At 60.7% G+C, this 22953-nt stretch carries 24 protein-coding genes; 18 read left to right on the top strand and 6 right to left on the bottom strand.

The window, feature by feature from the left end:
- The first annotated feature begins 13 nt into the window (after window positions 1-13).
- The 3 genes from OP10G_RS22985 to OP10G_RS22975 all read left to right on the top strand — a co-directional run bounded on the left by OP10G_RS22985 (window position 14) and on the right by OP10G_RS22975 (window position 2593).
- Window positions 14-1090 (top strand): Gfo/Idh/MocA family protein, encoded by a 1077-nt coding sequence (locus tag OP10G_RS22985; RefSeq protein ID WP_025228081.1) that lies wholly within the window; start codon window positions 14-16, stop codon window positions 1088-1090.
- Window positions 1091-1109: 19 nt separating this feature from the next.
- Window positions 1110-1523: a hypothetical protein gene (locus tag OP10G_RS22980; protein WP_144241333.1), complete on the top strand. Its 414-nt coding sequence runs from the start codon at window positions 1110-1112 to the stop codon at window positions 1521-1523.
- Window positions 1524-1660: 137 nt separating this feature from the next.
- The gene (locus tag OP10G_RS22975) at window positions 1661-2593 is read left to right on the top strand and encodes a DUF4349 domain-containing protein (RefSeq protein WP_084179690.1); all 933 of its coding nucleotides are present in this window, start codon (window positions 1661-1663) and stop codon (window positions 2591-2593) included.
- 9 nt (window positions 2594-2602) lie between these two features.
- On the opposite strand, the gene OP10G_RS22970 is transcribed toward OP10G_RS22975, so the two are convergent.
- Window positions 2603-2908: a hypothetical protein gene (locus OP10G_RS22970; RefSeq protein ID WP_025228084.1), complete on the bottom strand. Its 306-nt coding sequence runs from the start codon at window positions 2906-2908 to the stop codon at window positions 2603-2605.
- Window positions 2909-3781, bottom strand: coding sequence for a branched-chain-amino-acid transaminase (gene ilvE, locus OP10G_RS22965; RefSeq protein WP_025228085.1), 873 nt, complete (start codon window positions 3779-3781; stop codon window positions 2909-2911).
- 211 nt (window positions 3782-3992) lie between these two features.
- Between ilvE and trpD the strand changes: the two genes are divergently transcribed.
- The 15 genes from trpD to OP10G_RS27130 all read left to right on the top strand — a co-directional run bounded on the left by trpD (window position 3993) and on the right by OP10G_RS27130 (window position 18768).
- Window positions 3993-5006, top strand: coding sequence for an anthranilate phosphoribosyltransferase (trpD, locus tag OP10G_RS22960; protein WP_025228086.1), 1014 nt, complete (start codon window positions 3993-3995; stop codon window positions 5004-5006).
- The gene (trpC, locus tag OP10G_RS22955) at window positions 5003-5791 is read left to right on the top strand and encodes an indole-3-glycerol phosphate synthase TrpC (protein WP_025228087.1); all 789 of its coding nucleotides are present in this window, start codon (window positions 5003-5005) and stop codon (window positions 5789-5791) included. The genes trpD and trpC overlap by 4 nt, the downstream gene beginning before the upstream one ends.
- A gap of 9 nt (window positions 5792-5800) precedes the next feature.
- Window positions 5801-6397, top strand: coding sequence for a phosphoribosylanthranilate isomerase (locus OP10G_RS22950; RefSeq protein WP_025228088.1), 597 nt, complete (start codon window positions 5801-5803; stop codon window positions 6395-6397).
- Window positions 6398-6492: 95 nt separating this feature from the next.
- Window positions 6493-7893 carry a bifunctional UDP-N-acetylglucosamine diphosphorylase/glucosamine-1-phosphate N-acetyltransferase GlmU gene (gene glmU / locus OP10G_RS22945; RefSeq protein ID WP_025228089.1) on the top strand — a complete coding sequence of 467 codons (1401 nt, stop codon included), beginning with the start codon at window positions 6493-6495 and terminating at the stop codon, window positions 7891-7893.
- Between the two features lie 23 nt (window positions 7894-7916).
- Complete coding sequence (locus tag OP10G_RS22940; protein WP_038476590.1) at window positions 7917-8861, top strand: ribose-phosphate diphosphokinase; 945 nt, start codon at window positions 7917-7919, stop codon at window positions 8859-8861.
- Between the two features lie 440 nt (window positions 8862-9301).
- The gene (locus OP10G_RS22935) at window positions 9302-9628 is read left to right on the top strand and encodes a hypothetical protein (protein WP_025228091.1); all 327 of its coding nucleotides are present in this window, start codon (window positions 9302-9304) and stop codon (window positions 9626-9628) included.
- Between the two features lie 41 nt (window positions 9629-9669).
- On the top strand, window positions 9670-10581 hold the full coding sequence (locus OP10G_RS22930) for a DUF6754 domain-containing protein (RefSeq protein WP_144241332.1): 912 nt from the start codon (window positions 9670-9672) through the stop codon (window positions 10579-10581).
- Window positions 10581-11504, top strand: a complete 924-nt coding sequence (locus OP10G_RS22925) for a hypothetical protein (RefSeq protein WP_025228093.1) — start codon at window positions 10581-10583, stop codon at window positions 11502-11504. The genes OP10G_RS22930 and OP10G_RS22925 overlap by 1 nt, the downstream gene beginning before the upstream one ends.
- Window positions 11505-11551: 47 nt before the next feature.
- The gene (locus tag OP10G_RS22920; protein ID WP_227625017.1) at window positions 11552-12439 is read left to right on the top strand and encodes a hypothetical protein; all 888 of its coding nucleotides are present in this window, start codon (window positions 11552-11554) and stop codon (window positions 12437-12439) included.
- Between the two features lie 29 nt (window positions 12440-12468).
- Window positions 12469-13143, top strand: coding sequence for a hypothetical protein (locus OP10G_RS22915; protein ID WP_144241330.1), 675 nt, complete (start codon window positions 12469-12471; stop codon window positions 13141-13143).
- Between the two features lie 86 nt (window positions 13144-13229).
- Window positions 13230-13976, top strand: coding sequence for a DNA repair protein RecO (gene recO, locus OP10G_RS25450; RefSeq protein ID WP_025228096.1), 747 nt, complete (start codon window positions 13230-13232; stop codon window positions 13974-13976).
- A 150-nt stretch (window positions 13977-14126) separates the two neighbouring features.
- On the top strand, window positions 14127-15725 hold the full coding sequence (locus OP10G_RS22905; protein WP_144241329.1) for a peptide ABC transporter substrate-binding protein: 1599 nt from the start codon (window positions 14127-14129) through the stop codon (window positions 15723-15725).
- Between the two features lie 3 nt (window positions 15726-15728).
- Complete coding sequence (locus OP10G_RS25445) at window positions 15729-16958, top strand: helix-turn-helix domain-containing protein (protein WP_144241328.1); 1230 nt, start codon at window positions 15729-15731, stop codon at window positions 16956-16958.
- A gap of 466 nt (window positions 16959-17424) precedes the next feature.
- On the top strand, window positions 17425-18174 hold the full coding sequence (locus tag OP10G_RS22895) for an ABC transporter ATP-binding protein (protein WP_052547935.1): 750 nt from the start codon (window positions 17425-17427) through the stop codon (window positions 18172-18174).
- 63 nt (window positions 18175-18237) lie between these two features.
- On the top strand, window positions 18238-18768 hold the full coding sequence (locus OP10G_RS27130; protein ID WP_025228100.1) for a hypothetical protein: 531 nt from the start codon (window positions 18238-18240) through the stop codon (window positions 18766-18768).
- 155 nt (window positions 18769-18923) lie between these two features.
- On the opposite strand, the gene OP10G_RS25440 is transcribed toward OP10G_RS27130, so the two are convergent.
- The 4 genes from OP10G_RS25440 to OP10G_RS22870 all read right to left on the bottom strand — a co-directional run bounded on the left by OP10G_RS25440 (window position 18924) and on the right by OP10G_RS22870 (window position 22904).
- Window positions 18924-19451: a GNAT family N-acetyltransferase gene (locus OP10G_RS25440; RefSeq protein WP_025228101.1), complete on the bottom strand. Its 528-nt coding sequence runs from the start codon at window positions 19449-19451 to the stop codon at window positions 18924-18926.
- Between the two features lie 17 nt (window positions 19452-19468).
- Complete coding sequence (gene nuoF / locus OP10G_RS22880) at window positions 19469-20767, bottom strand: NADH-quinone oxidoreductase subunit NuoF (protein WP_025228102.1); 1299 nt, start codon at window positions 20765-20767, stop codon at window positions 19469-19471.
- Window positions 20768-20833: 66 nt separating this feature from the next.
- Window positions 20834-21679, bottom strand: a complete 846-nt coding sequence (locus OP10G_RS22875) for an alpha/beta hydrolase family protein (protein ID WP_227625016.1) — start codon at window positions 21677-21679, stop codon at window positions 20834-20836.
- Between the two features lie 97 nt (window positions 21680-21776).
- Window positions 21777-22904, bottom strand: coding sequence for a hypothetical protein (locus OP10G_RS22870; protein WP_025228104.1), 1128 nt, complete (start codon window positions 22902-22904; stop codon window positions 21777-21779).
- Window positions 22905-22953 lie beyond the last annotated feature (49 nt).

Raw genomic sequence — 22953 nt, 5'->3', positions numbered from 1 at the left:
TACCGCCCGACCCATGGCAGACAAGCTAAAGATCGGCATCATTGGTAGCGGCGGAATCGCGCAAGGCTGCCACATGCGGGGCTACGCCTCCATTCCTGACCTCTGTGAGATCGTCGCGTGCTGCGACGTGAACCCCGACACCGCCAAAGCGGCGGCCGAGAAGTTCGGCGTCAAAAAGACGTACACGGACTACCAGGAGATGCTCGAAAAGGAGAAGCCGGACGCCGTCTCCGTCGCCACTCCGAACAAGTATCACAAGCAACCGACGGTCGACGCCCTCAACGCGGGCGTACACGTTCTCTGCGAGAAGCCGCTCGGAATGAATGCCGACGAGTGCCGCGAAATGTGCGCGGCCGCTCGCGATAACAAGAAGATTTTGCAGGTCGGCCTCCAAAGCCGGTTCAACGGCCCCAGCAAGTGGCTGAAGACCTACATCGACGCCGGCAACATGGGCGACATCTACTTCGCCCGCGCCCAGGCTTTACGCCGGCGCGGCGTGCCTGGGTGGGGCGTCTTCATCAACAAGGAGCTTCAGGGCGGCGGTCCGCTGATCGATATCGGCGTGCATATTCTCGATCTCACCTTGTTCCTGATGGGCTACCCCAAGCCGGTCAGCGCGTCGGGCAAGACGTGGGATCAGCTCGGCAAGAACCCGGAGCTTTGGAATGCCTGGGGCGACTACGATCGCGAGAAGTTCACCGTAGAGGACTTCGCCGTCGGACTGATCAAGTTCGACAACGGCGCGGTCGTGTCGCTGGAGAGCTCCTTCATGGGGAACGGCCCCGATCCGTTCGAGACTCAGCTTTATGGAACCAAGGCCGGGGCGATCATCTCGCCGTACGCGGACCGAAATGAGGGGATTCGCATCTTCACCGAGCAGAATCGCCTGCTGATGGATATAAAGCCGGGGAACGTCCCGAACGTTGAATCGGCCCATACCGCCGAGGTCCAGGCGTTCGTCGACGCGATCCTGAACGACAAGCCATCGCCGGTTCCCGGAGAGAACGGTCTCATCCTCAATGCCATCTTCGACGCGATTTACAAGAGTAGCGCGACCGGAGACGAGCAGAAGGTCGACGTCTCCTTCTAAAAGGTAGTCTTATAAGCCGATGCGTACTCGTTTGCCCCATCTCGTCGTTCTCGCCGTCGTAGGCGTTGCCGCGACCGGCTGCACGGTCCGATTTAAGGGTGTCGAGTCGTTCAATTCGGCGACGACTCCGGTGAAGTACACGTCCTCGCTCCCCGCCGGCACCCCCGGTAAGTGGGAAGGCGATCCCGGCGGAAACGGCGGGATCGCCAACGGTTCGGGCGGGCTGAAGGCGGAAACGCCCTACGGCGCCGGAGCCGATCCGAATTCGAAGGAGCCGATCAACGTCGGTATGGACCAACCCGGAAAGGGCATCGGCCAGCAAGCCGGCGAGTACCACGCGGATCCCCGCCCCGGTTTCGGACAGTCGAACGCTCCTATCGCCCAGCCCGGCCCCAGCGATGTAAACAGCCTCCCCGCCCGAAGCGGCGGGTAGGTTGTAATACCGATGTAGCACGGGCGGCCCGCCCGAGTAAAAAAAGCCTTTCTCATCCTATCTAGAGCGTGTTGGGTTAGGTTGAACCCTTAGCGCTCGGCAGGACACCTACGAATGCCTTACAGGAGGTATTCGTTATGTCGATTTCACAGAAGATTGGGGCCGGAGCGATGTTGCTCTTCGCCCTCGTAGGTTGTAGTTCGGGACAATCTGACGCCACCGGTTCCGTGAGCGCGCCCGCGATGCGAGACGAGATGGCGAAGGCAGAACCAGCGAATAGTCTGCTGGGACAAGCGACCGGCACAGTCGCGTCGAACATAGGACGTCCAATCCATGGGGGAGGAGCGCCATCCGCTCCCAAGCCGCAGTTGGCAAGCTTAGTCACCCAACAGCGGTCCATTATCCGAAAGGCTGAGCTCTCCGTTCGGGTGGACAGCGTCGAAAAGGCGGAGAAGACGGTCGACAAGTTGGTAGCCGGAATGGGCGGCTACGTCGATTCCGCAACCAGCTCCGACCTGGCATCGGAACATCCTTCAATCTCGCTAACCCTACGCGTACCGGTTGGCGCGTTCGACCAAGCCCTCGACCGATTTGAGACCCTGGGAGTGCGCCTCTCGAAAACGATCGGTTCGGAGGACGTCACCTCCCAAATCGTCGACCTGGAAGCGCGGCTTAAGACGATGACCGCCACGGAGGAGACGTACCGAGGTCTCCTGCGGCAGACACATCAATTGCAGAATGTAATCGAGCTGCAAGATAAGCTGACCGAGGTGCGAAGCCAAATCGAAAGCATGGCAGCGCAGCGAAAAGCCCTTTCCGGCCTCGCCTCACTTTCAACGGTGACGCTGACCCTCCAACAGTCCGCGGTTCCCGCACAGGCCCCCGCCGACCCGAATTGGCTGGCCCAAACGTGGGGAGAATCCACTTCCCGCCTTGGTGGCCTCATGCGCTCGGCCGCCGCGATCGGAATCTGGGCCGTGGTTTTCAGCCCCCTTTGGGCGCCTGTCCTTTGGCTGCTCCGACGGTCGTACCGGGCGGCGAAGCCGGCGGTGAGGGTGGTCCCCCAATAGCATAACGAGCTACCAGAGCTCCGAACGGGTCCATCGTCCCCTCGGAATGGCGATATCGCTCCAAAAGGAATCGCGGAAGGCGGCGTAGCAAAGTGGGCAGCCCACAAGGCCGTTCTTCCGCGCGTCCTCTTCCGTAACTCCGCAATTGGGACACTTGCCGTCTCGTCGCGCAGGGCGCCGCATTCCCTCCGCCAGCGCTCCAAGGCCGCGAATGGCGGTTAAGCTATCGGCGCATGCGTTACATGCCCAGCGCTCGACGCCACCCACCGCCACCCAAAGGGTGGCGGGCTGGGAACATCGCTCGCACAGATTCATTTAGAACGGTACGCCGGTCGCCGTATGAGCTCGGAAGCGTCCCATAAGGTCGAGCGTGACTTCTCCGGGCGTACCGCAACCGATCTTCTTGCTGTCGAGACTGACCATCGCGATCACTTCGGCCGCCGTGCCGGTAAGGAACGCCTCGTCCGCTGAGAAGACGTCGTACGGGGTAAGGAAAGTCTCCTCCACCGTGTAGCCCGCCTCTCGCGCCAGCATGATGACGGTGTCGCGGGTGATCCCCTGAAGGATGCCGGAAGCCGGATGCGGCGTGCGGATGTGACGTCCGTTGACGAGGAACACATTATCTCCGGTGCACTCGGCGATATGCCCCTGCTGGTTCAACATGAGCCCCTCGCCCGCGCCCGCTCGGTTCGCTTCCTGCTTGGCGAGGATGTTGCTCGCGTATCGTCCGATGCACTTCACGCGCGGGTCCAAAACATCGGCGGGAATGACCTTGAGCGAGCAAGTCACCACATGCAGGCCGATCTCGTACGCGTCCTCCGGATAGAGCGACAGCGTGGAGACCATAACCATCACATTTGGCGTTCGGTTGATATTCTTCGGGTCGAGGCCGAGGCCGGTTCCGCGCGTAACGTTGAGCCGAATGTAGCCCGCCTCGATATCCGCTTGCCGGCAGACGTCCAGCACCGTCGCGCGCAGCTCGTCGAAACCGATGTGCATCTCGTATCCAAGATAGGAAATGCCATGGTAAAGCCGCCGAAGGTGCTCGTCCAGCTTGAAGACCTTGCGGTCATAGATGCGGATCCCTTCGAATAGTCCGTCACCGTAAAGGTGCGCGTGATCCGCGACGCTGGTCGTCGCATTCTCGAGAGGCATCACCTGACCGTTCAACCACACCAATCTGGGCATGCTTCATTTTACTCGGGAAGCAAGTGGGGCATCGGTACAGTTGTTATCGAGCAGAAGGGATCAGGGGAAGGCGTTGAGGCGTTGAAAGCTTGATGCATTACTCTTTCCTTCACGCTCTGCGCTTCACGCATAACGCCTCAACGCCCAACGCCCAACGCCCAACGCCTAGCACCCAGTGAACCACCCCCTCTCCCGGCGGTACCCTTATCCCATGTCCTTCCCCGACCTCGTTCAACCGCTGATTGAGCGGAAGGACCTCGATCCCGAAATGGCCGAGGAGCTGATGCGGTACCTGATAAGCGGCGAAGCTACCGAGGCGCAGATCGGCGCCGTGCTGTTCGGGCTTCGAATGAAGGGGTGTACCACCCGAGAAATAGCCTCGTTTGTGCGCGTGATGCGGGAGAAGGCCGCTTCGGTCACCCATTCTCATCGTGACCTCGTCGATACCTGCGGAACGGGCGGGGGGGTGCCGACCTTCAATATCTCCACCGCGGCCGCGGTCGTGGCATGCGCGGCGGGAGTTCGAATTGCGAAGCACGGTAACCGTTCCATTTCCGGAATGGGAAGCGCCGACGTCCTCGAGACCCTCGGCGCCCAGCTTAGCGCGGACCCAGAGCGGCTGGCCCACATGCTGGAGACCGTTCGCCTCGTCTTCCTCTTCGCGCCGGCCCACCACCCGGCGATGCGGCACGTGGCCGCCGCTCGTAAACAGCTTGGATTTCGAACCGTGTTCAACCAGCTCGGACCGCTTTCCAACCCGGCTCAGGCGCAACGACAGTTGATCGGCGTGTACGACGCCGGCCTCATGAGAAGCATGGGCGAGGCCTTGAGAGAGCTCGGCACCGAACGTGCCCTAATCGTCCACGGCAACGACGGACTCGACGAACTCTCACCCTGCGAGCCGAGCGAGTACGTCAAGGTGTGGGACGGAAAAGTTTCCACCGGCACTCTCACCCCCGAATCGTTCGGTCTCGAGCCGATGCCCCGCTCCGCGGTCGCTCCTGGGAGAGACCTCGACGACTGCGCCGGCATTTTCCGAGAAGCCGTGGGGGATGCCGAGTCGCCGCGAGCGGGCGCCGTTATCCCGAGCGCTGCCGCCACGATCTGGTTGGCCGGCCTGGAAGACGATCTGCCGTCCGCCGCCCGCCGAGCGAAGCTGGCGATCGCAAATGGGCTCGCTACCGCGAAACTCCAAGAGATCATTGAATTTGGTGGCCGGCTTTGAGCGTTCTCGAACGGATTTTCGCCCGCAAAGCCGAGGAAGTGGCCGCCGCGAAGTCGTCGGTTCCTCCCGCCGAGATTGAGCGCCAAGCCCGAGCGGCCCACCCCACGCGCGGATTTCTGAACGCTCTCAAGCACCCGGCCGCTGACCTTGCCCTCATCGCGGAGGTCAAAAAGGCAAGCCCCTCCAAAGGCCTGATTCGACCCAACTTCGATGTGACCGAAATCGCCCGTTCTTACGCGAGAGCCGGCGCGACTGCCCTAAGCGTATTGACCGACGAGCACTATTTCCAAGGCAGCCCTTCGTATCTCCGGCTCGCAAAAGAAGCCAGTGGTCTCCCTTGCCTCCGAAAGGATTTCCTTAATGATCCGTACCAGGTTTACGAAGCCCGTGCCTGGGGCGCCGATGCGATCCTCCTCATCGTCGCCGCCCTCTCCGACGGACAGCTTCGCGATCTGCATGCTTTGGCAACGGATTTGGAGATGGACGTCCTTGTCGAGGTGCATACCGACGACGAGGCCGATCGAGCACTAAAACTGGGAGCCCCGCTCATCGGAGTGAATAATCGCGACCTCAGCGACTTTCACACCACTCTAGTGACCAGCGACCGGCTGCTCCCAAGGATCGCTCCCCACGCCCTCGCCGTCAGCGAAAGCGCCCTCGAGACGCGCGCCGACCTCGACCGGGTCAAGAGTGCCGGAGCCGGTGCCGTGCTCATTGGAACCACCTTCTGCGCCGCTCCCGATATCGAAGCCAAGGTCCGCGAGGTGATGGTTGGCCAAGCGTAGGGAGAAGTCGTGACCAAGGTCAAGATTTGCGGCCTGACTCGGCAACAAGACGCCGAGCTTGCGCTTGAGTTTGGCGCCGACGCCGTCGGATTCATCCACGAGCCCAAGAGCCCGCGCTTTGTAGGCGAAGGCGAATACAAGTGGATCGAGCGCCTCGCCCCCTTTGCGCCGAAAATCGCCGTCTTCGGACGGGTAGACCGCCCTGTACCACAAGGAGTTTTCGATTTAGTTCAAGGCGTGGAATGGGAAATATTTCCGGTGCCCTACCCAAAGCGGATTCATGTGCTTCGGCTTCGGAACGGGCAGAAAGCCGACGATCTAATCAACCAGACCGTCAATGCGTCCGCCTTGATGCTCGACGCCTACAAAGAAGAAGCATACGGAGGGACCGGCCACCAGGTGGATTGGAATCTCGCCGCGGAAATTGTCCAGCGCGCCGAGCGCCGGGTGATCTTGGCCGGGGGCCTTACGCCGGAGAACGTGGCCGAAGCAATCCGTCGAGTTCGGCCCTACGCGGTCGACGTTGCCAGCGGCGTCGAATCGGCTCCGGGGGTAAAGGACGCGGCTAAGCTGCGCGATTTTATTCAGGCCGCAAAGCAGGCTTAATCTTCGTCGTCGAAGGATCCGGTCGTTGTCCCGGTAACCCGCGCTTGCCCTCCTTTGCCGAATAGGGGCACAATGGTGGGTCCCCGGTTTTCAACATGCAATCTTCCTCCGTCGCCGGAATCATCCTTGCCGCTGGCAAGGGCACCCGGATGAAATCTGATCTTCCCAAGGGCCTTCACCGGGTCTGCGGACTTCCAATGGTCGAGCACGTCGGCCGCGCCATTCGAGCTTCTGGCGTCTCCCGCCCGATCGTCGTCATCGGCCACGGTGGCGAGGCGATGAAGGCCGAGCTTGGCGACGGCTACGACTACGTTTGGCAGCGAGAGCAACTTGGCACCGGCCACGCGGCATTGATGGCGAGCGAGGCTCTGGCCGGCTATGAAGGTCCCGTCATCGTGGCCTCCGGCGACACCCCGATGCTCCAAGCCGATACATTTGACGAACTGATAAAGGCTCACCAAACGGCCGGCGCGGTCGCCACCCTTGCCACGAGCTTGGTCGACAATCCGCACGGATACGGACGTATCGTCCGTGGTGACGAAGGTGAATTCCTAAAGATCGTGGAGCAGAAGGACACGAACGACGAGCAAAACGCCCTTCGAGAGGTCAACGCGGCGCTCTACATTTTCGATAGTAAGACCCTGTTCCGTATCCTGCCCACGCTCAAGAACAGCAATGCCCAAGGCGAGTACTACCTCACCGACGTGCTCGAGACCGTCGTCGCCGAAGGTGGCAAGGTTGTCGCGAAGATTTTCGACAATCCGGACATCTTGGCCGGGGTCAACGACCGGTGGCAGCTTGCCCAACTCGATCGTGAGATGCGCCTCCGCGTCATCAAGCAGCACGCCATCAACGGAGTCACTTTCCTCGACCTCGACAGCGTTTCCATCGGCGTCGATGTAACGATCGGGTTGGACACCGTCATTGAGCCGCAGACGATCTTGGTCGGTAACACCTCCATCGGCGCGGGCTGCCGTATCGGCCCGTTCACAAGAATTGAGGACAGCCGCATCGGCGACAAATCGTCGATCGTCGCCAGTTACTTGGACACCGCCGTCGTAGGATCGAGCGTTTGGGTAGGGCCGTGGGCTCACCTCCGGCCAAAGTCGAACATCGGGGACGGTACCAAGATCGGCAACTTCGTCGAGATCAAGAACGCCACCTTGGCGCCCGGCGCGAAAGTAAACCACCTTTCCTACGTCGGGGACGCCACCGTAGGAGCGCGAAGCAATATCGGAGCCGGAACGATCACCTGCAATTACGACGGCTTTTCTAAGAGTCAGACCATTATCGGAGCGGACGCGTTTGTCGGCTCGAATTCAACTCTGGTAGCGCCGGTGTCGATCGGAAACGGCGCGTTCGTTGCCGCCGGAAGCGTGATTACGAACGAAGTTCCTGCGGACGCCATGGCATTCGGCCGGGCGCGTCAGGAAAACAAGGAAGGTAGGGCGGCGCAGTGGCGGAAACTCAAAAGCGAACTGAAGCAGGGCAAGTGAGCGATTCTCACGAGCTAAAGGATATGAAGCTGTTCGCGGGGGGAGCCCACCCGGCGCTTGCCACCCGCGTTTCCGAGCTCCTCGGAATACCCCTCGGGCGGATGACCAATAAGCGGTTTTCCGACGGTGAAATCCAGGTCAAGATCGACGAAAGCGCCCGCGGCGCGGAGATCTTCATCCTGCAGCCCACCTGCCTGCCGACGAACGACAACTTGATGGAGCTGTTCATCATGCTCGACGCCTTTCGCCGGGCCTCCGCCCGCCGAATGACCGTCGTGATGCCGTATTACGGCTACGCGCGTCAGGACAAGAAGATCAAGCCGCGAGAGCCGATTACCGCGCGCTTGGTGGCGACATTCCTCGAGACGTGCGGCGCCGACCGCGTCGTCACCGTCGACCTCCACGCCGAGCAGATCCAAGGTTTTTTCAATATCCCAGTCGACAACCTGTACGGCGGCCCGATGCTCGGCCGCTACTTCGTTCAGCAAGGGCTAAGAGAGGACCCGGAAGTCGTGGTCGTCAGTCCGGACGTCGCCGGAGTCGGCCGCGCCAAGTCGCTCGCCGATATGCTGAAGTGCACCTTCGTGGTCATCGCCAAGCGGCGGCCGGCCCCGAACCAGGTCGAGGTCGTGGAGATCGTCGGAGACTTCGTAGGGAAGCGGTGCGTGATGATCGACGACATGATCGACACCGGCGGCTCGATCATCTCCGGCGCCCAGGCCCTGATGGATCGTGGCGCGCGCGAGGTGATCGCCTGCTGCTCGCACGCCGTGTTCAGCGGCTCCGCGCGACAACGCCTGCAGGATAGCTGCCTCTCCGAAATCGTTTGCCTCGATACCATTCCAAACGAGGAGGGGCCTGATTTTCCGAAGTTGAAGGTTCTCCCCAGCGCCCCTCTCATCGCCGACGCCATCCGGAGGATCCACCTTAACGAGTCGGTGAGCGCCCTCTTCGAAGGCTGGCGGTAGTTAACGCCGGGCGAACGACATGGAACCAGGTGAAACGACCGAAAAGTCGCCCGAATCGTTTCGCTGGCGTGTCCGTCTTTGGGATAAGGCGCCACAAAAGCTGTGGGGCTTGGTCGCGTGCGTGGTACTTGCGGGAAGCATGGGCTGGTTCTTGTTCAGAAACCCACTCATGGTGCTGATCGGTTTTGCTATTATTCTCGGATCGACGGCGGAGTACTGGTTGGGGACATCGTTCGCGATCGACAAAAAAGGGGCAAGCGCCCGGACAGGGTTGAGCCTGGTGGCGATGGAATGGGCGGACGTTAAGCGGGTTATTCGGGACGGAAGTGGAATTAGGCTGTCGCCATTGGAGAAAGCGGGAACGATGGACGCGTTCCGAGGCGTGTATCTCCGGTACGGTACGAACAACAGGGAAGCAATTGAGAGGGCAATTCTAGATTTTGGCGGGGTTCTCCCAACTGTGGACGGAGGAGCTGACGGAAGCTCAGACGGAGGCGCTGGTCGAGAAGATGGCGTCGGAGATCTGCCGTCGCAAACTACAGGGACCGGCGATTCTGATGCTGGAGATGAATAAGCCACTCGCCCCGGTCCTCGCCCAGGCGGCGGTCATCGCCTCCCCCTTTGCGATTCCGTTCGTAGGATTTGACAATTTCAACGACTACAGCCGCCTCATGGCAAAACGCGAAAATGTCGAGCGGCTGCTTGTTAAGATAGAGGAGTTATCGAGAGGCCCCGGCGACGATGCCGAGGGCGCCAAGGACAACTAATGGTTGGACAACAGTGGACAGACACAGGGTGGATACAGATCTTGATAACGCTCTTGGTGGCGTTCTTTATCTTGTTCAACATCCGCCGAGCTAAGGGAGGGCGCGAGCTCTTCATACGCCGCATCGCCGGACTCAACACGATCGACGAGGCGGTCGGACGTGCCACGGAAATGGGAAGACCGGTTCTGATGGTCCCCGGTCTGTCGGACACTTCGGTTAACGCGAAATCGATGCAGGCGATTAACATCTTCGCCTACGTCTCCCGTGTCGCGGCGAAGTTCTTCAACCCGATCTTGGTCTGCTGCTACAACGCGGGCATTTACACCGTCGCCACGGAAGTTATCCGCGACGTGTATCAGCAAGAAGGGCTGGGAGACCGGTTCGACCCGGACTCGGTCCGCTTTATCAGCGACCGTCAGTTCGCCTTCGCCGCGGGAGTTTCGGGGCTCATCCTCCGCGAGCAGGCTGCCGCCTGCTTCTTCATGGGAGAGTTCTATGCGGAGTCGCTGATTCTCGCCGAGACCGCCAACTCCATCGGCGCGATCCAGGTCGCCAGCTCCACCGAGTTGACCCAGACCCCCTTCTTCATCGCCGCCTGTGACTACGTTCTCATCGGGGACGAGTTTTACGCCGCCAGCGCCTACCTGACCAGGCAGCCGGTACTTGTCGGAAGCCTCATCGGGCAAGACTGGGGCAAGTTGCTCGTCGGCGCCCTCATCGTAGGAGGAGTTGTTTTTAACTCGTTTGCCATTCGCAAGACGGCAACGACCGAGTACGACGACGACGGCCGTGAAGTTTATTTGAGCAAGCCCAGACCGATGAAAGCGTCCGAGTCCGCCTATTCGAGAATGTTCGAGCAAAAGATCGATCCCGACATCAAGATCGATCGGGAAAAGTACGCCCCGAACGAAATTCCGGCTAAGGTCGCGGGCGCGCCGGTGGGAGGAGAATGATGCCGTTTTTCGCCCAGCTTGATCCAAAGACGATTTGGAACGCTCCGAATGGCAGCTCCCAGCTATGGATGATGATCATCCTGGCCCTCCTTGCCATGGTGGCCCTCACGTTTGGCCTGATGCGAGCGCCGACCCAGCTTCGACGTCCGATCGTCGCCGGGGTCACGTTCATCTCCGGACTCTTCTACGTTCTTTACTGGCTCTATCCGCAGCCGATTGCCCGATCGGTACCCGACGATAAGCCGCGTAATTTCTCGGAGGCAGTCGGATTTTGGATCGCAGACGCCCAACCGGTGGTTGCGAACATCTCCAATATCGTCGCCGGCTTCCTCATTGGCCTTGGCATCTATTCGCTGCTTCGAATTCACCTAAGGAAGCTGTTCAAACAGCAGAAAGACTGGTTCTTCAGTCTGGTGCTCGTAGTTAGCCTCGTCTCCATGACCCTCTTCGGCTACTGGGACTGGGTCAACCGGCAAGGACCGGCCGGAGGGGCGATACCGTACATCCCCGGACCCGGCTGGGGTTTCCAGCAGTACGCTCGCGATCTTCTTTTCGACGGCCTGCTTCAACAGATGGACGCGGCGATGTTCTCCATTGTCGCCTTCTACATCATGTCCGCCGGATACCGGGCGTTCCGGGCCCGGTCGATTGAGGCGACGATCTTGCTGATCACCGCCTTGGTCGTCTTGCTCAGCTTCATGGGAGTCATCCAGTTCGCCTGGGACGGCATGATCAAGAATCAGGCACACCAAAACCCGGATGCCTTCATCCAAAACTTCCGCTTGACCGAGGTTTACGGCTGGATCCGGAAAACGATCCAGACCCCCGCGATCTTGGGGATCGACTTCGGCGTGGGAATCGGACTAATGGCGATGGGACTTCGAATCTGGCTAAGCCTTGAGCGAACCGGAGGTACCGACTAATGGCACTCGCATCTTCTCCACGTAGCTTTGCGGACCGACTCCAGGCGGTGCCGAAGAAAGTCTTATTCGGCGTTCTCTTCGTCGCCGCCACCGTCCCGCTGTTCTTCGACATCGCGGTGCCGAACGAGCCGGTCGATGCCAGCATCGACTTTTACTCCAACCTGATGAAGCTTCCCGAAGGGAGCAAGGTCCTGGTTGGATCCGACTGGACGACCTCCACCCGCGGCGAGAGCGGCGGTGAAATGGACGCCCTCCTCCGCATCCTCATGCGTAAGAAGATCAAGTTCTGCGTGTACAGCACTGGCGACGCGCAAGCGCCGCAGGTTGCTCGCGACAATATCGTTCGGATCGCCAAAGAAGTCGCCGCCGACGGCGGACAGCTTTATAAGCCGTTTCAAGACTATGTGATCGCCGGCTACTTCCCGAACTCGGAAGGAACCACGCTCGCGATCAACAACAACATCAAGGCGGCCTTCGCCGGTCGCAAGGATATGCCGGAGGGAGGAAGGGCGACCGACGTGACCTCGTCGCCGGTCTTCGACGGCATCACCTCCCTCGCCGACTTCAAGTACCTCGTCTTAGTCACCGCCAGCGGAACCAACAACGTGACGCTGGAGCGAATCAAGAAGACGCCTCTGATGTTTATGGTCACCGGGGTCATGGTCCCGGAGAACACGGTCTACTACTCCTCCGGCCAGCTTAAAGGGCTCTGCGGCGGAGTCAAAGGGGTCTACGACCTCGAGACCCTGATGGAGAAGGGAACTCCGGACAAAACAGTTCCTCCTCTGGAAGGGACCGATAAATTGAAGAAGGACAAGATGTTGAAGGGAACGGCCTACTACCCAACCCTCCACGTCTGCCTCTTCCTTTTGATCTTTGCCTTGTTCGTCGGCAACCTCGGAATGGTCCTCGGTCGGAAGGAGCGCGCTAAGTGAACTACCCTCTAATTAAAATGGGGGCGGGAGTGCTCGCCACCATTGGCCTCTACACCGTTCTCTACCGGGAGAATAAATTCTATCGATTCTGGGAGCACGTCTTCCTCGGTCTTGCCTCCGGTTGGGCGTTGGTGATTCTCTGGACGGAGTCGCTGTACAGCCCCTGGTGGCTCAAGATGGTAGGTACCACGACCGAAGCCGGCCAGCCGGCGACGATGGGTTACTGGCCCTACGTTCTGCTTCTGCCGATCGGATTGATGGGATATCTGGTGTTTCATCCGAAGCACAACTGGATCAGCCGCATCCCGATCGGCGTCATTCTGGGTCTCTACTCAGGTCAGCAGTTCAGCGCGTGGCAAACCCGGTATCTACCGCAGATCCAGAACTCGATCAAGCCGATCGTTCCTACCGGGACGTTCCTGAAAACCGCGCAGACCGCCCCCGGCACTCTCACCTGGTCTCAGGCACTGACGAACCTCATCTTTGTGGTGACCGTTCTAAGCGTCCTCAGCTACTTTCTATTCAGCATCGACGTAAAGAACCGGTTGCTGAAGAACTCGACCACCCTGGGCCGCTGGCTCCTCATGATCGGTTTCGGCGCGATCTTCGGATCGACGGTCATGATGCGCTTCACCCTTCTCATCGACCGGATGTTCTTCGTCTGGATCGAGTTCGTGAAAAACGGCCTCTTCGGCCACGGCTAATCTCCGGAGCCCCCTCCTCGTCGATGTATGTGCGATGAGGAGGGGGTTGGGGGTGGAGAATTCCGGAAGCCGTTCCGGCGTCAAAAATGCCCGAAACCACCGTCCAAGCGATCGTGCTGCGCCGCCGCGACAGCGGCGAGTCGGACCGCCGCCTAACTCTTTTAACGCTGGAGTTAGGGAAGATCGATGCGGTGGCTAAGGGCGCCCGGAAGGCGGCATCCCGCCTTGCGGGAATCTCCGATCCGTTGAGTTCCGCGACGCTCGGTATCGCCGAAGGAAAAGTCAACCGGTTTGTCACCCAGGCCCAACCCATCGCCTCGTTCCGGGGGCTCCGCACCGACTTTGAACGCCTAAGCTTTGGCCTTGCGCTTGTAGAACTTTACGCCGCCGTGCTTCCTGTCGAGCAGCCGTTCCCCGAAGCGTACGAGCTTCTCAACGAATCGCTTCGCCACCTTGAGCGGCACGCGAAACCCTTAATTGCCCTCCTCTGGGCCGAGGCGAAACTGCTGGAGATCTCCGGCTTCATGCCGCAGTTCGATCGATGCGTGGTCACCGGTGAGCCGCTGGCCGAAGCGAATCCGTTCGTTTCACCCCGAGCCGGCGGTTACGTCGCCGACGCCGTCGCCGGTCCCTACGTCGACCGGTTCCGAACCCGAGCCGAAGCGCTTTACGGTCTCGCCCGCCTCCCAACTCTCGACGCGCCCCCCGCGAATATGAAATTCGCCGACGAAGCCCTCGCCGATCTCCTCCCCTTTTGGCAAGCCATTGCCGAGGCCCCCCTCCCCGCGAACGAAGCGGTCGTAAGAGAAGCAAGACACAAACCCACCCCCTAACTTCGGCCCTCTCCTCCCCCTTTGCGTCTTCGCGCCTTTGCGTGACCCTCCCTTCACCGGTGTCAAGACACGCTCAGGTACGGCTAGGAGAGCAGGCTTGAAGACCGTTTCGCGCCCGTGGTCAAGGCTTCCGTGTACAATCCCATCGATATGAAGTGGACGCCAGTCCTGTTTCTCGCAGTGGTTCTTGGGCTCGCCGGTTGTACCGGGGGGAAATTCTCCGAGAAGTCGTCGGAAGGGAAGGCCAACATCCTTCGCTACCCCATCCCAGAGTTCACGAAGCTCGATCCGGCGATGGTGCAGGACGGCGACTCGATCGACGTCATCCAGCAGGTGTACGAAGGGCTGGTGAAGTGGGGAGAGGATAGCAAGGTCACGCCGAACCTGGCCGAGAAGTGGGACGTTTCGAAAGACGGTATGACTTACACCTTCCACCTTCGAAAGGGGATCACCTTCTCGAACGGGCGGGCGGTCACCGCCGACGACTTCAAATACTCCTTCGAGCGAGCTGCCGATCCCAAGCTGGCGTCCCCCACAACTTCCACCTACCTCGCCGCCATCGTCGGCATCCAAGACAAGCTAAACGGAAAGGCCAGCGAAGTCGCCGGTGTAAAGGTCGTCGACCCGTCCACGCTTCAGATCGTCATCGACAAGCCGCGTCCCTACTTCATCGACGACCTCACCTATCCCGCCGCTTGGGTCGTGTGCAAGGAATCGCTGAAGGACGGAGGGGAGATTCAGCAAGTCGACCAGATGGTCGGTACCGGCCCCTTCATCGCCAAAGAATTTGTGCCGACCGTCAAGATCACCCTCGTGGCGAATAAGAAGTACTGGGACACCGAGCACTCGCCGAAGCTGGAAGGGATCGATCGGCCGATCGTCAAAGACGCCGTCACTCGCCTCAACATGTTCCGAAGCGGGGAAGTGGACCTCACGAGGATCGAGCGCCAAGACCTGGTCGGCATCAATAACGATCCCAAGTTGAAAGACGACGTCAAGTTCTTCGACCGGCCGTCGCTCTACTATGTTGGGCTTAACTGCCAGACCTACAAGCCGTTCACCGATGTCCGCGTACGCCGGGCGTTCGCAATGGCGATCGACGCCGACGATATCGTGAAGACGACCCTCGGAGGCGTCAACAAGGTGGCGCGGTCTATTCTTCCCCCCAGCGTCCTCGGGTATCGGGAAAAGGCGAATTACATCCCGTTCGATGTCGCGAAGGCCAAACAGCTCCTTGCCGAAGCCGGCTACGCCGGCGGAAAAGGGATGCCCCCGCTCGTCCTAACCCACCGCGACGGACAACCCGACGTGAAACTGGTCGCCGAACGCGTGGTCACCATGCTTCGCCAAAACCTTGGTGTGGAGGCCACGACGTCGATGCTGCCGTGGAACACCTATCTCGACGTCCACAACAAGCATAAGCTCGACTTCTTCCACATGCGCTGGGCTGCCGACTATCTGGATCCGGAGAACTTCCTCAGCACCCTGCTTGCCAGCTACGGAAACGAGAATAAGATCAACTACAAGAATCCCGCCTTCGACGCGCTCTGCCGGCAAGGCGACTCGTTCGTCGGAGAAGAGTCGCAACGCCTGGCGCTGTACGCGCAGGCGGAGGACATGGTGCTACAAGACGCGCCGTTCATCCCGATCTATTTCGAGCGAGCGGCCGAGCTGATCTCACCTCGGGTTAAGGGATTGCGAGAGTCGGTCTTCGGCCACCTACCGCACACCACAACCCGGCTCGAGTAGGCCGTGGCACGAACGTCACGTACCCATATGGTGGTCGGGAACTTTGCCCGGCCATTGCATGGCCCCTCCTTCTCAGGAAGCGGGGGCGACCTTCCTTGCACCGGTGGGATCGCATGGCAAAGCAATGGCGGTCCAAACCGTGGACACCCCGCCCGGTCGCTCCCATTCACCCTCGACGTCCCTCTGGGCGGCCTTAGCGGTCTCGTTCGTGTCCATCTCGTGGGAGCGTTCGCGCTCCACGCGGACCCCGCCAACGAGCCGAGCGGCACCCTCGGCGCCAGTCTCCAATTGGTCGATGAGCGGGGCGACGCGCTCCACCGGCAAGACCTTCTGAACGGGCGGCACTACAGCGATGCCCGCGACCTACGCCCCCTGGACCGGGTGAACGGCGACGGCACCAGCGTCCACACCCTGGGATCCACGCGCGTTGAAGGCGACGTCGCCCGCGTCGACGTTTTGGCGATCGATTTGCCTCGGGATATTTCGGCGGCGAGTCTCCGCCTCAAGGACCTTGGCAGCCCCGCGTCGTTCGTCGTCTTCGATGTTCTCTTCGAGGCTGAGCCAAGCTCCGGATGCCCCTTTCATTCCAGCCACGGCGGGGTATCGCTGGCCGAAATCGCCTCGATCGTTCGGGTCGGAGACCGAGTTCGGTTCCTTAAGGCGCTCGATCAGTTGGAGAGCGCGGTAAGTAGCGCCACCGATCTCGATGAGGCGCGCGGTCAGTCGCTCACGTTTCTCGCCATGGTTACCGCAGGCGCCCTGGAGATGGGGGGAAGCCGCGCCATGCACCGTGTTCAGTTGGAAGCCGCCCGCGAGCTCGACCGCCTAACGAAGCCGGCGGACGTGGCCGCCGCCGCGCGGCGAATGATCGAGGAAGTCGCGAGCATGCTCTTCCGCGACTCGGCCAGTCCCTCCTCCTATCTTGTCGACCGTGCCCTCGCCATCGTCGACCGCCACTATGCCAAGAACCTGACCGACTCGGCAGTTGCCGGGCAGCTCGGGCTCAGCACCTCTCACTTCCGGTTCTTGTTCAAAGAGACGACCGGCCAGCCGTTCCACAAATATCTGGTAGCGATGCGCTTGGAAAAGGCGCGTCTCCTCTTGGTGGAAGAGGAAATGGCGGTTTCGGCTGTTGCCAAGGCGGTCGGCTTCACCGGCCTCTCGCATTTCAGCCGCGCCTTCACCCAGCGCTTCTCCGTCAGCCCCACCCAAATCCGCCGAGGGACGGGCTAGAGATGTGGATCGAGACCGTGTTGGAGCGCGGACGTCCCGCCCGTTCCAATCACCTTCCTTCGGACCGCCGGTGCTTGCCGAAGGTTACGGCTACCAGCCAGCTAGAGAGGCTCTGCGACCCTTTCAGGGTCGGTCCAAGGGCGGCCCTTCTGTCCCGGGGTAGGAAACCCCGGGCTAATTTCGGTGACCTCTCCGAGGTCGGGAACGAATGCAGCGTTTTACGGCGAAGCCGTGTAGCCGCAGGTTGGCTCGTACCTGCGGACAGTCCCGAAAGGACAACCCAACTCCTCAAGGTCATCCAAAGAATGGTGGTAGACGGACACGGCTCATCTTCGACGGACAACCACCCTGCAAGCGTGTCAGAAATTAGCCCCGGGTTTCCTACCCGGGGAAATGAGGTCGGTCTGAACCGACCCTCTCCGGACATCGACAGATTAAGCGTTGTCGGACCAAGAGGGGCAGGCAAGTGAGCGAGGCGATCGTCTCCATTGAGAACGTTACCAAGCGGTTCGATGCGCGAGCGGTGCTCGAAGACATTAGTTTGAAGATCGCGCCTGGCGAGATGGTGGCGATCATGGGAAGCAGCGGCGGTGGCAAGACCACGCTACTGCGCTGTATCAGCGGCCTCATCATCCCGACGAAGGGGCAGGTGATTGTTGACGGAATCGACGTCAACGCGGAGCCGGAGGAGGCGCGCCGCCGGATGGGAATGGTCTTTCAATCCGCGGCGCTGTTTGACTTCATGACCGTGGAGGCGAACGTGTTGTTCGGGATCAAACGGCAGTTGAAGCTCTCGAAAACCGAGCAGATGAAAGTCGCCGCGGAGGCCCTTGCCCGGGTCGGGCTTGAAGGAAACGAGCATAAGATGCCGGCAGAGCTCAGCGGCGGCATGCGGAAGCGAGTAGGTATTGCCCGCGCCCTCGCCCTCAGCCCGAAAGTAATGCTCTACGATGAGCCGACGACCGGCCTCGACCCGATCACGACTTACACCATCGACGCGCTAATGCTGCAGCTTCGAAAGGAATTCGGAATGACGAGCCTCATCGTTAGCCACGACGTCAGCTCCGTCTTTCGCACCGCGGATCGGGTCGCGTTCCTACACGGCGGCCGGCTCGTCTTTGTCGGAACTCCGGCTGAATTTGCCGAGGCCGACGACGAAAACATCCAAGAGCTGGTGCAAAAGTCGCGTGCTGAAAAAATGTCATTAGATAACTGAACAATCGTTCTTGCCGGTCGTTATGCCGGACATATCCTTGCGGAGGATTGTGCACAACCCGTTATGAAGAAGCTGCTTCTCACCCTTACTATCGCCGCGGCCGCGTTCGGTCTCGTTTCGGCATCGTTCGCTCAGGGGCCCGGCCCCAAGGGCGGCGCCCCCGGCCAAGGCCGCCCAGGCGGTCCTGGTCGTCCTGGCGGATTTGGAGGCCCCGGAGGACCTGGTGGTCCCGGCGGATTTGGCGAGCGCCGCGCGCGGATGGCCAAGATGGAAGCGGACATGTTCGCTAAGCTGAACCTCACCGCCGATCAGAAGAAGAAGATCAAAGGATTCCAAGCGGCTCGAGACGCGAAGATGAAGAAGCTGATGACCACCGCGCCCAAGGGCGGCGATCCTCGGGCCCTCTTCAGCCAGTTCCGTCCGATCAGTCAGGACTATCGAAAGTCGGTCGAAAGCGTTCTCAAGCCGGATCAGAAGAAGAAGTACGACGACCTCCGCAAAGAAATGCGCGCCAAGATGGGCGGTGGCCGCGGCGGCCCTGGAGGCCCAGGCGGACGTCCCGGTGGACCGGGCCGTGGTCCCGGTGGGCTCTAGAAGCGCCCCAAAAACAACTTATAACTGCTGGAGAAGGCACGCGCATATGCGCGGCAAGCTAAGGGACAGGCCGGTTTAAGTAAGTAGCCTGCCCGCAATAGATTCGTGGCAGATCGCCCACCCCAAAAATATAGCGGGGTGGGCTTTTTTCTTGGCTACAGGTCGAGCAGCAGGCCCCATTCGGGGCTCACGTCTGGATCGTCGCAGATCCGCTCTCCGACGACCCTGGCTCCGAGTCGCTCGTAAAGCCGATGGGCGTCCGTGAACCGCTTATCGCTCCAAATCTCCATTCGGGACCGCCCCTCGTTCCGCGCATCTTCGATCACGCGGTTCATCAACGCCTGTCCCACTCCTCTTTTCCGTCCATTCGGATGGACGTAGAGCCTCTCGATCGAACAATCCGCGCCGCCGACGCGGAGGAATCCATTGTGCTCGACGATGGCGCCGATCTCGCCGGGCACCGCGTCGAACCGCTCCAGCGCCGCCGTGCCGACCGTTTCCCCCTGCCAGGTGGCCACGTAAAACGTGTCTCCAATCGCGGCATACGCCTTTTCTAGGTCGTAAAGGTCGGCGTGGTACCCATCCTCTTCCCAAGCGAAGCTGTACTCGTCGTAAACGGCGCGGATCACGCGCACCACGTCGTCGACGTCGCGATTGGTCGCAACGCGCAAAGAGAGACTCATTCCGTAAAGCTTACTGGCTAGGCGACGCTGGCCGGAACCCGGTCCAACATGCTTCTGCCTTGCTCGATGTAGTAGTCGAACTCCTCGGGGAAGATGCGAATCATGCCCATGATCGGCCACGCCGCGGCGTCGCCCAGCGGGCAGAACGACCGTCCGTCGATTTGCGAGGCGACTTGACGAAGCAGCTCGACGTCGCCGGGCCGCCCGCCGCCGCCGATAATCCGTTCCAGAATCTGAACCATCCACCGAGTCCCCTCGCGGCACGGAGTGCATTTCCCGCAGCTCTCGTTCATGTAGAACACGGCCGTACGCCAGGCGAACTTAACGATGTCGGTGTGCTCGTTGAGGAACATGCACCCTCCGGACCCCACCATCGATTTGACCTCGCTCATCTCCTCGTAGCCGAGGATCGCCTTCTCGACCGACTCGGCGGTGATGATCGGGACCGAGCTTCCGCCCGGAATACATGCCTTCAGCGCGCCGCCCTTGACGCCGCCCGCAAGTTCGAGAAGCTCGCGAAGAGGCGTGCCGAACTCGATTTCATAGTTGCCGGGCTTATTCACATGCCCGGAGACGGAAAAGATTTTGGTTCCCCGCGAGTTCTTGGTCGAAGCGCCCAACGACGACCACCACTCCGCGCCGCGGTCGACGATGTAAGGCACCGTGCAATAGCTCTCGACGTTATGGATCAGCGTTGGCTTATCCCAAACTCCGCTGATAACGGGGAAGGGAGCGTGCGGAAACTTCAGCCGCGGCATGCCGCGCTCGCCCATAAGCGAGCTCATGAGGGCGGTTTCTTCGCCGCATTCATACGATCCCGCGCCGCAATGGATATACAGGTCGAAATCCATTCCGCTGCCTAGGATGTTCTTGCCGAGCAAACCCGCCCGGTACGCTTCGTCGATCGCCTCGCGAAGCGCCTTCGCGCCGTCCATGTACTCGCCGCGAATGTAAACGTAACCGGCGTCGCCCTGTACTGCCCAGGCGGCGATGGTCATCCCTTCCACCAACTCGAACGGGCACTGTTCGAGAAGTTGTTTGTCTTTGAAAGTCCCCGGCTCGCCTTCGTCGGCGTTGCAGATCAGATAGTGCGGCCGCTTCTTTTCTTTCGGCATTCCGCCCCACTTAAGGGCTGCCGGCGCGCCGGCGCCGCCGCGCCCGCGCAAGCCCGCCGTCTTAATCGAGTCGACGATGGTCTGCCGCTCCATGCCGAGCGCCTTCTCGAGCGCTTTGTAGCCGCCGGTCGCGCGATATCCTTCGAGCGTCCGAAAGCTCGGCTCGTGCGCGTGTTCCAAAAGAAGCTTGTACTCAGCCATGGACGTTCCGAAGTTTACTTCCGAGAGCCGCCTCCGCGTTACGTGCTGCCGGCTCAAGCTGGAATGCTATTTCTTCGGACGGCGAGCGCGGCCGAGCCATTGGATTCCCGCCGGAATTCCTTCTTGAATCATGCTGTCATAGTGATCGCCGCTGGAAACCCGGACCAGGTCCACGTCGCTGTTCTTCTGCTTCAGCGCCTCGGCGTAACTCTGAACGGACTCGGTAGGAACCGTTTGATCGTCGGCGGCAGTGAAAAGCATCACGGGACACCGGAGCGCGCCGATATTTGCCTTAGGTGAAAGCTTGCGGATAGCGGTTGCGAGCTGAGGAATCCGGTTCCCGATCAGCGCCATCCGATCGGGGCCAATAAAGTCCGGTACGTCGGTAACCGGCGCGTAGGCTACGCAGCCGCGAATGCGCGAGTCGGCGGCGGAAAGCTGCAAGGCAAGCGTCGCCGCCGAGCTGTGCCCCACGGCGTAAAGCCGCATCGGGTCGACCGGCAGGGAATGCAGGGCATAGTCGATTGCCGCCTTTCCGTTGGCGATTCCCAGGTCTCGTTTGGCAAAAAGCGTCATCGCCGGAATCGGGTCGGCTCCCTTCACGAGTGGGCCAGACACTTCGTACGCCACGACCACGTACCCTTTTGCCACGTAAGGGAGATGTTCCGCGCGGTCCCCTTCTCCGAGCGGCATTCCACTCGTCATCGGTGAGCCGGCCGCGGCAATGACGATGCACGGATGGTTCTTTTTCTTATCGTCAGGGGCATAAACCCAGAGGCGCGGGCGCTCCTTGAACTTCGAGACCCGAATCTCTTGAAACCGAACCCCGCTCGCGATTGTCTTTGCCGGCGCCGGAAGCGTCGAGGTGCGGTTACCTCGCGAAAAGCGTCCGCATCCAATCGTGGCAAGCATCAGCGTTGCCAACGCGTAGCCCCCCCGCCGGCCCCGACCGTGAGCTGAGAGAATCGTCATAAAACCGTCCAATAGATCCAACGCTTTTCTGGATCTATTAGTCCGAGGCAATAATTTCGACGTTTGCTCGGGGGACCGTGACCTCTTCGCCGTTTTCCAGCCGCGCCCGGAGAACCCGGACCTCGGTCCCGGACTCGAGGGTAACGAGCGCGGAAGGGAGATCGGTGACCGCGCCCAACCTTCCAAAGTAGGGTTCGCGGATCACCCGGATCGGCGTCCCTTCTTTCAGTTCAAAAACTTGGCTGGCAATCTTCGACGTTGCGGCGTCTTCGGCGATCGGAACGATAAGCTCGGGGCGGATAACGCCGGCTCGAATCTGGGTCGCGCCGTTAATCGAGCCGACCTTTCCTTCCAGCGAAGACAGCAGTTTGAATGTCCGTTCGGCCATCGATAAGAAACCGAACCCTTCCGTGACCACGATCGTGAGATCTATCGGTTCCGAACCGGTAATGGCGACCCCGATATCGAACCCCAGAAACTTTGTGAGGTCGCTATCCTTGATGCCGCCCACGATCAGGCCGGTAACGCCGGCTTGGGAAGCTTTTTGAATCGCATCCAGCGTTACGCCGGCTCCTCCCACAAGGAACTTGCCCGCATCGCCGCTCTGAATGTCGCTCGCTTCCAGCACCTTATCGGGGCTGGGCACCGCGACTCGGATCGTTCCCGTGCGCTCACCCCCAACGCCAAAGATTCCTTGCACCATCGCGCAGCGGGTTTCGACGACAGCCCCTTCCTCCGGCATGACCTCCGCGATTCGACCTTGGATGTATGCCTTGACGTCGACCGGAATCGACGGTTCGCGAACGAGCGCGTTCCCCGTGACGTCGGAAACCGATTCGATCGTGCCGGAAAACTCGGACGACACCGACGGAGCCTTAAAGAATCCGAAGAGCTTCTTTCCCTCCGCCACGACTTGACCCGTCGTGACCGGCTGGCCGACTTCGATCTTCAGCATGCTCGCCACGTCTTTCGCCTCCACTCCCAGCTTTTCGGCGAGTTTGATGGTTTGAAGCGCGCCCGGAAGCATGGCTCGGGCAACCACCGTCGTAGGCTCTACGAGGGCGCCCGGCTGGACCAGAACTTCGCCCTTGATGGGCAGTCGACGATTGCGGCGGACGACGATGTCGCCGCTTACGGTAAGACCGGGAGTGTATGCGCTTGCCAAGTTCGGTAAGTCCTCAACCTCATTCGCTCCAGGGGAGCGAGAGTGAAGC

The sequence above is a fragment of the Fimbriimonas ginsengisoli Gsoil 348 genome, assembly GCF_000724625.1.
Taxonomy (GTDB): domain Bacteria; phylum Armatimonadota; class Fimbriimonadia; order Fimbriimonadales; family Fimbriimonadaceae; genus Fimbriimonas; species Fimbriimonas ginsengisoli.
The sequence above is the reverse complement of the archived record's forward strand: the minus strand, read 5'-3'. Positions and strand labels throughout refer to the sequence as shown.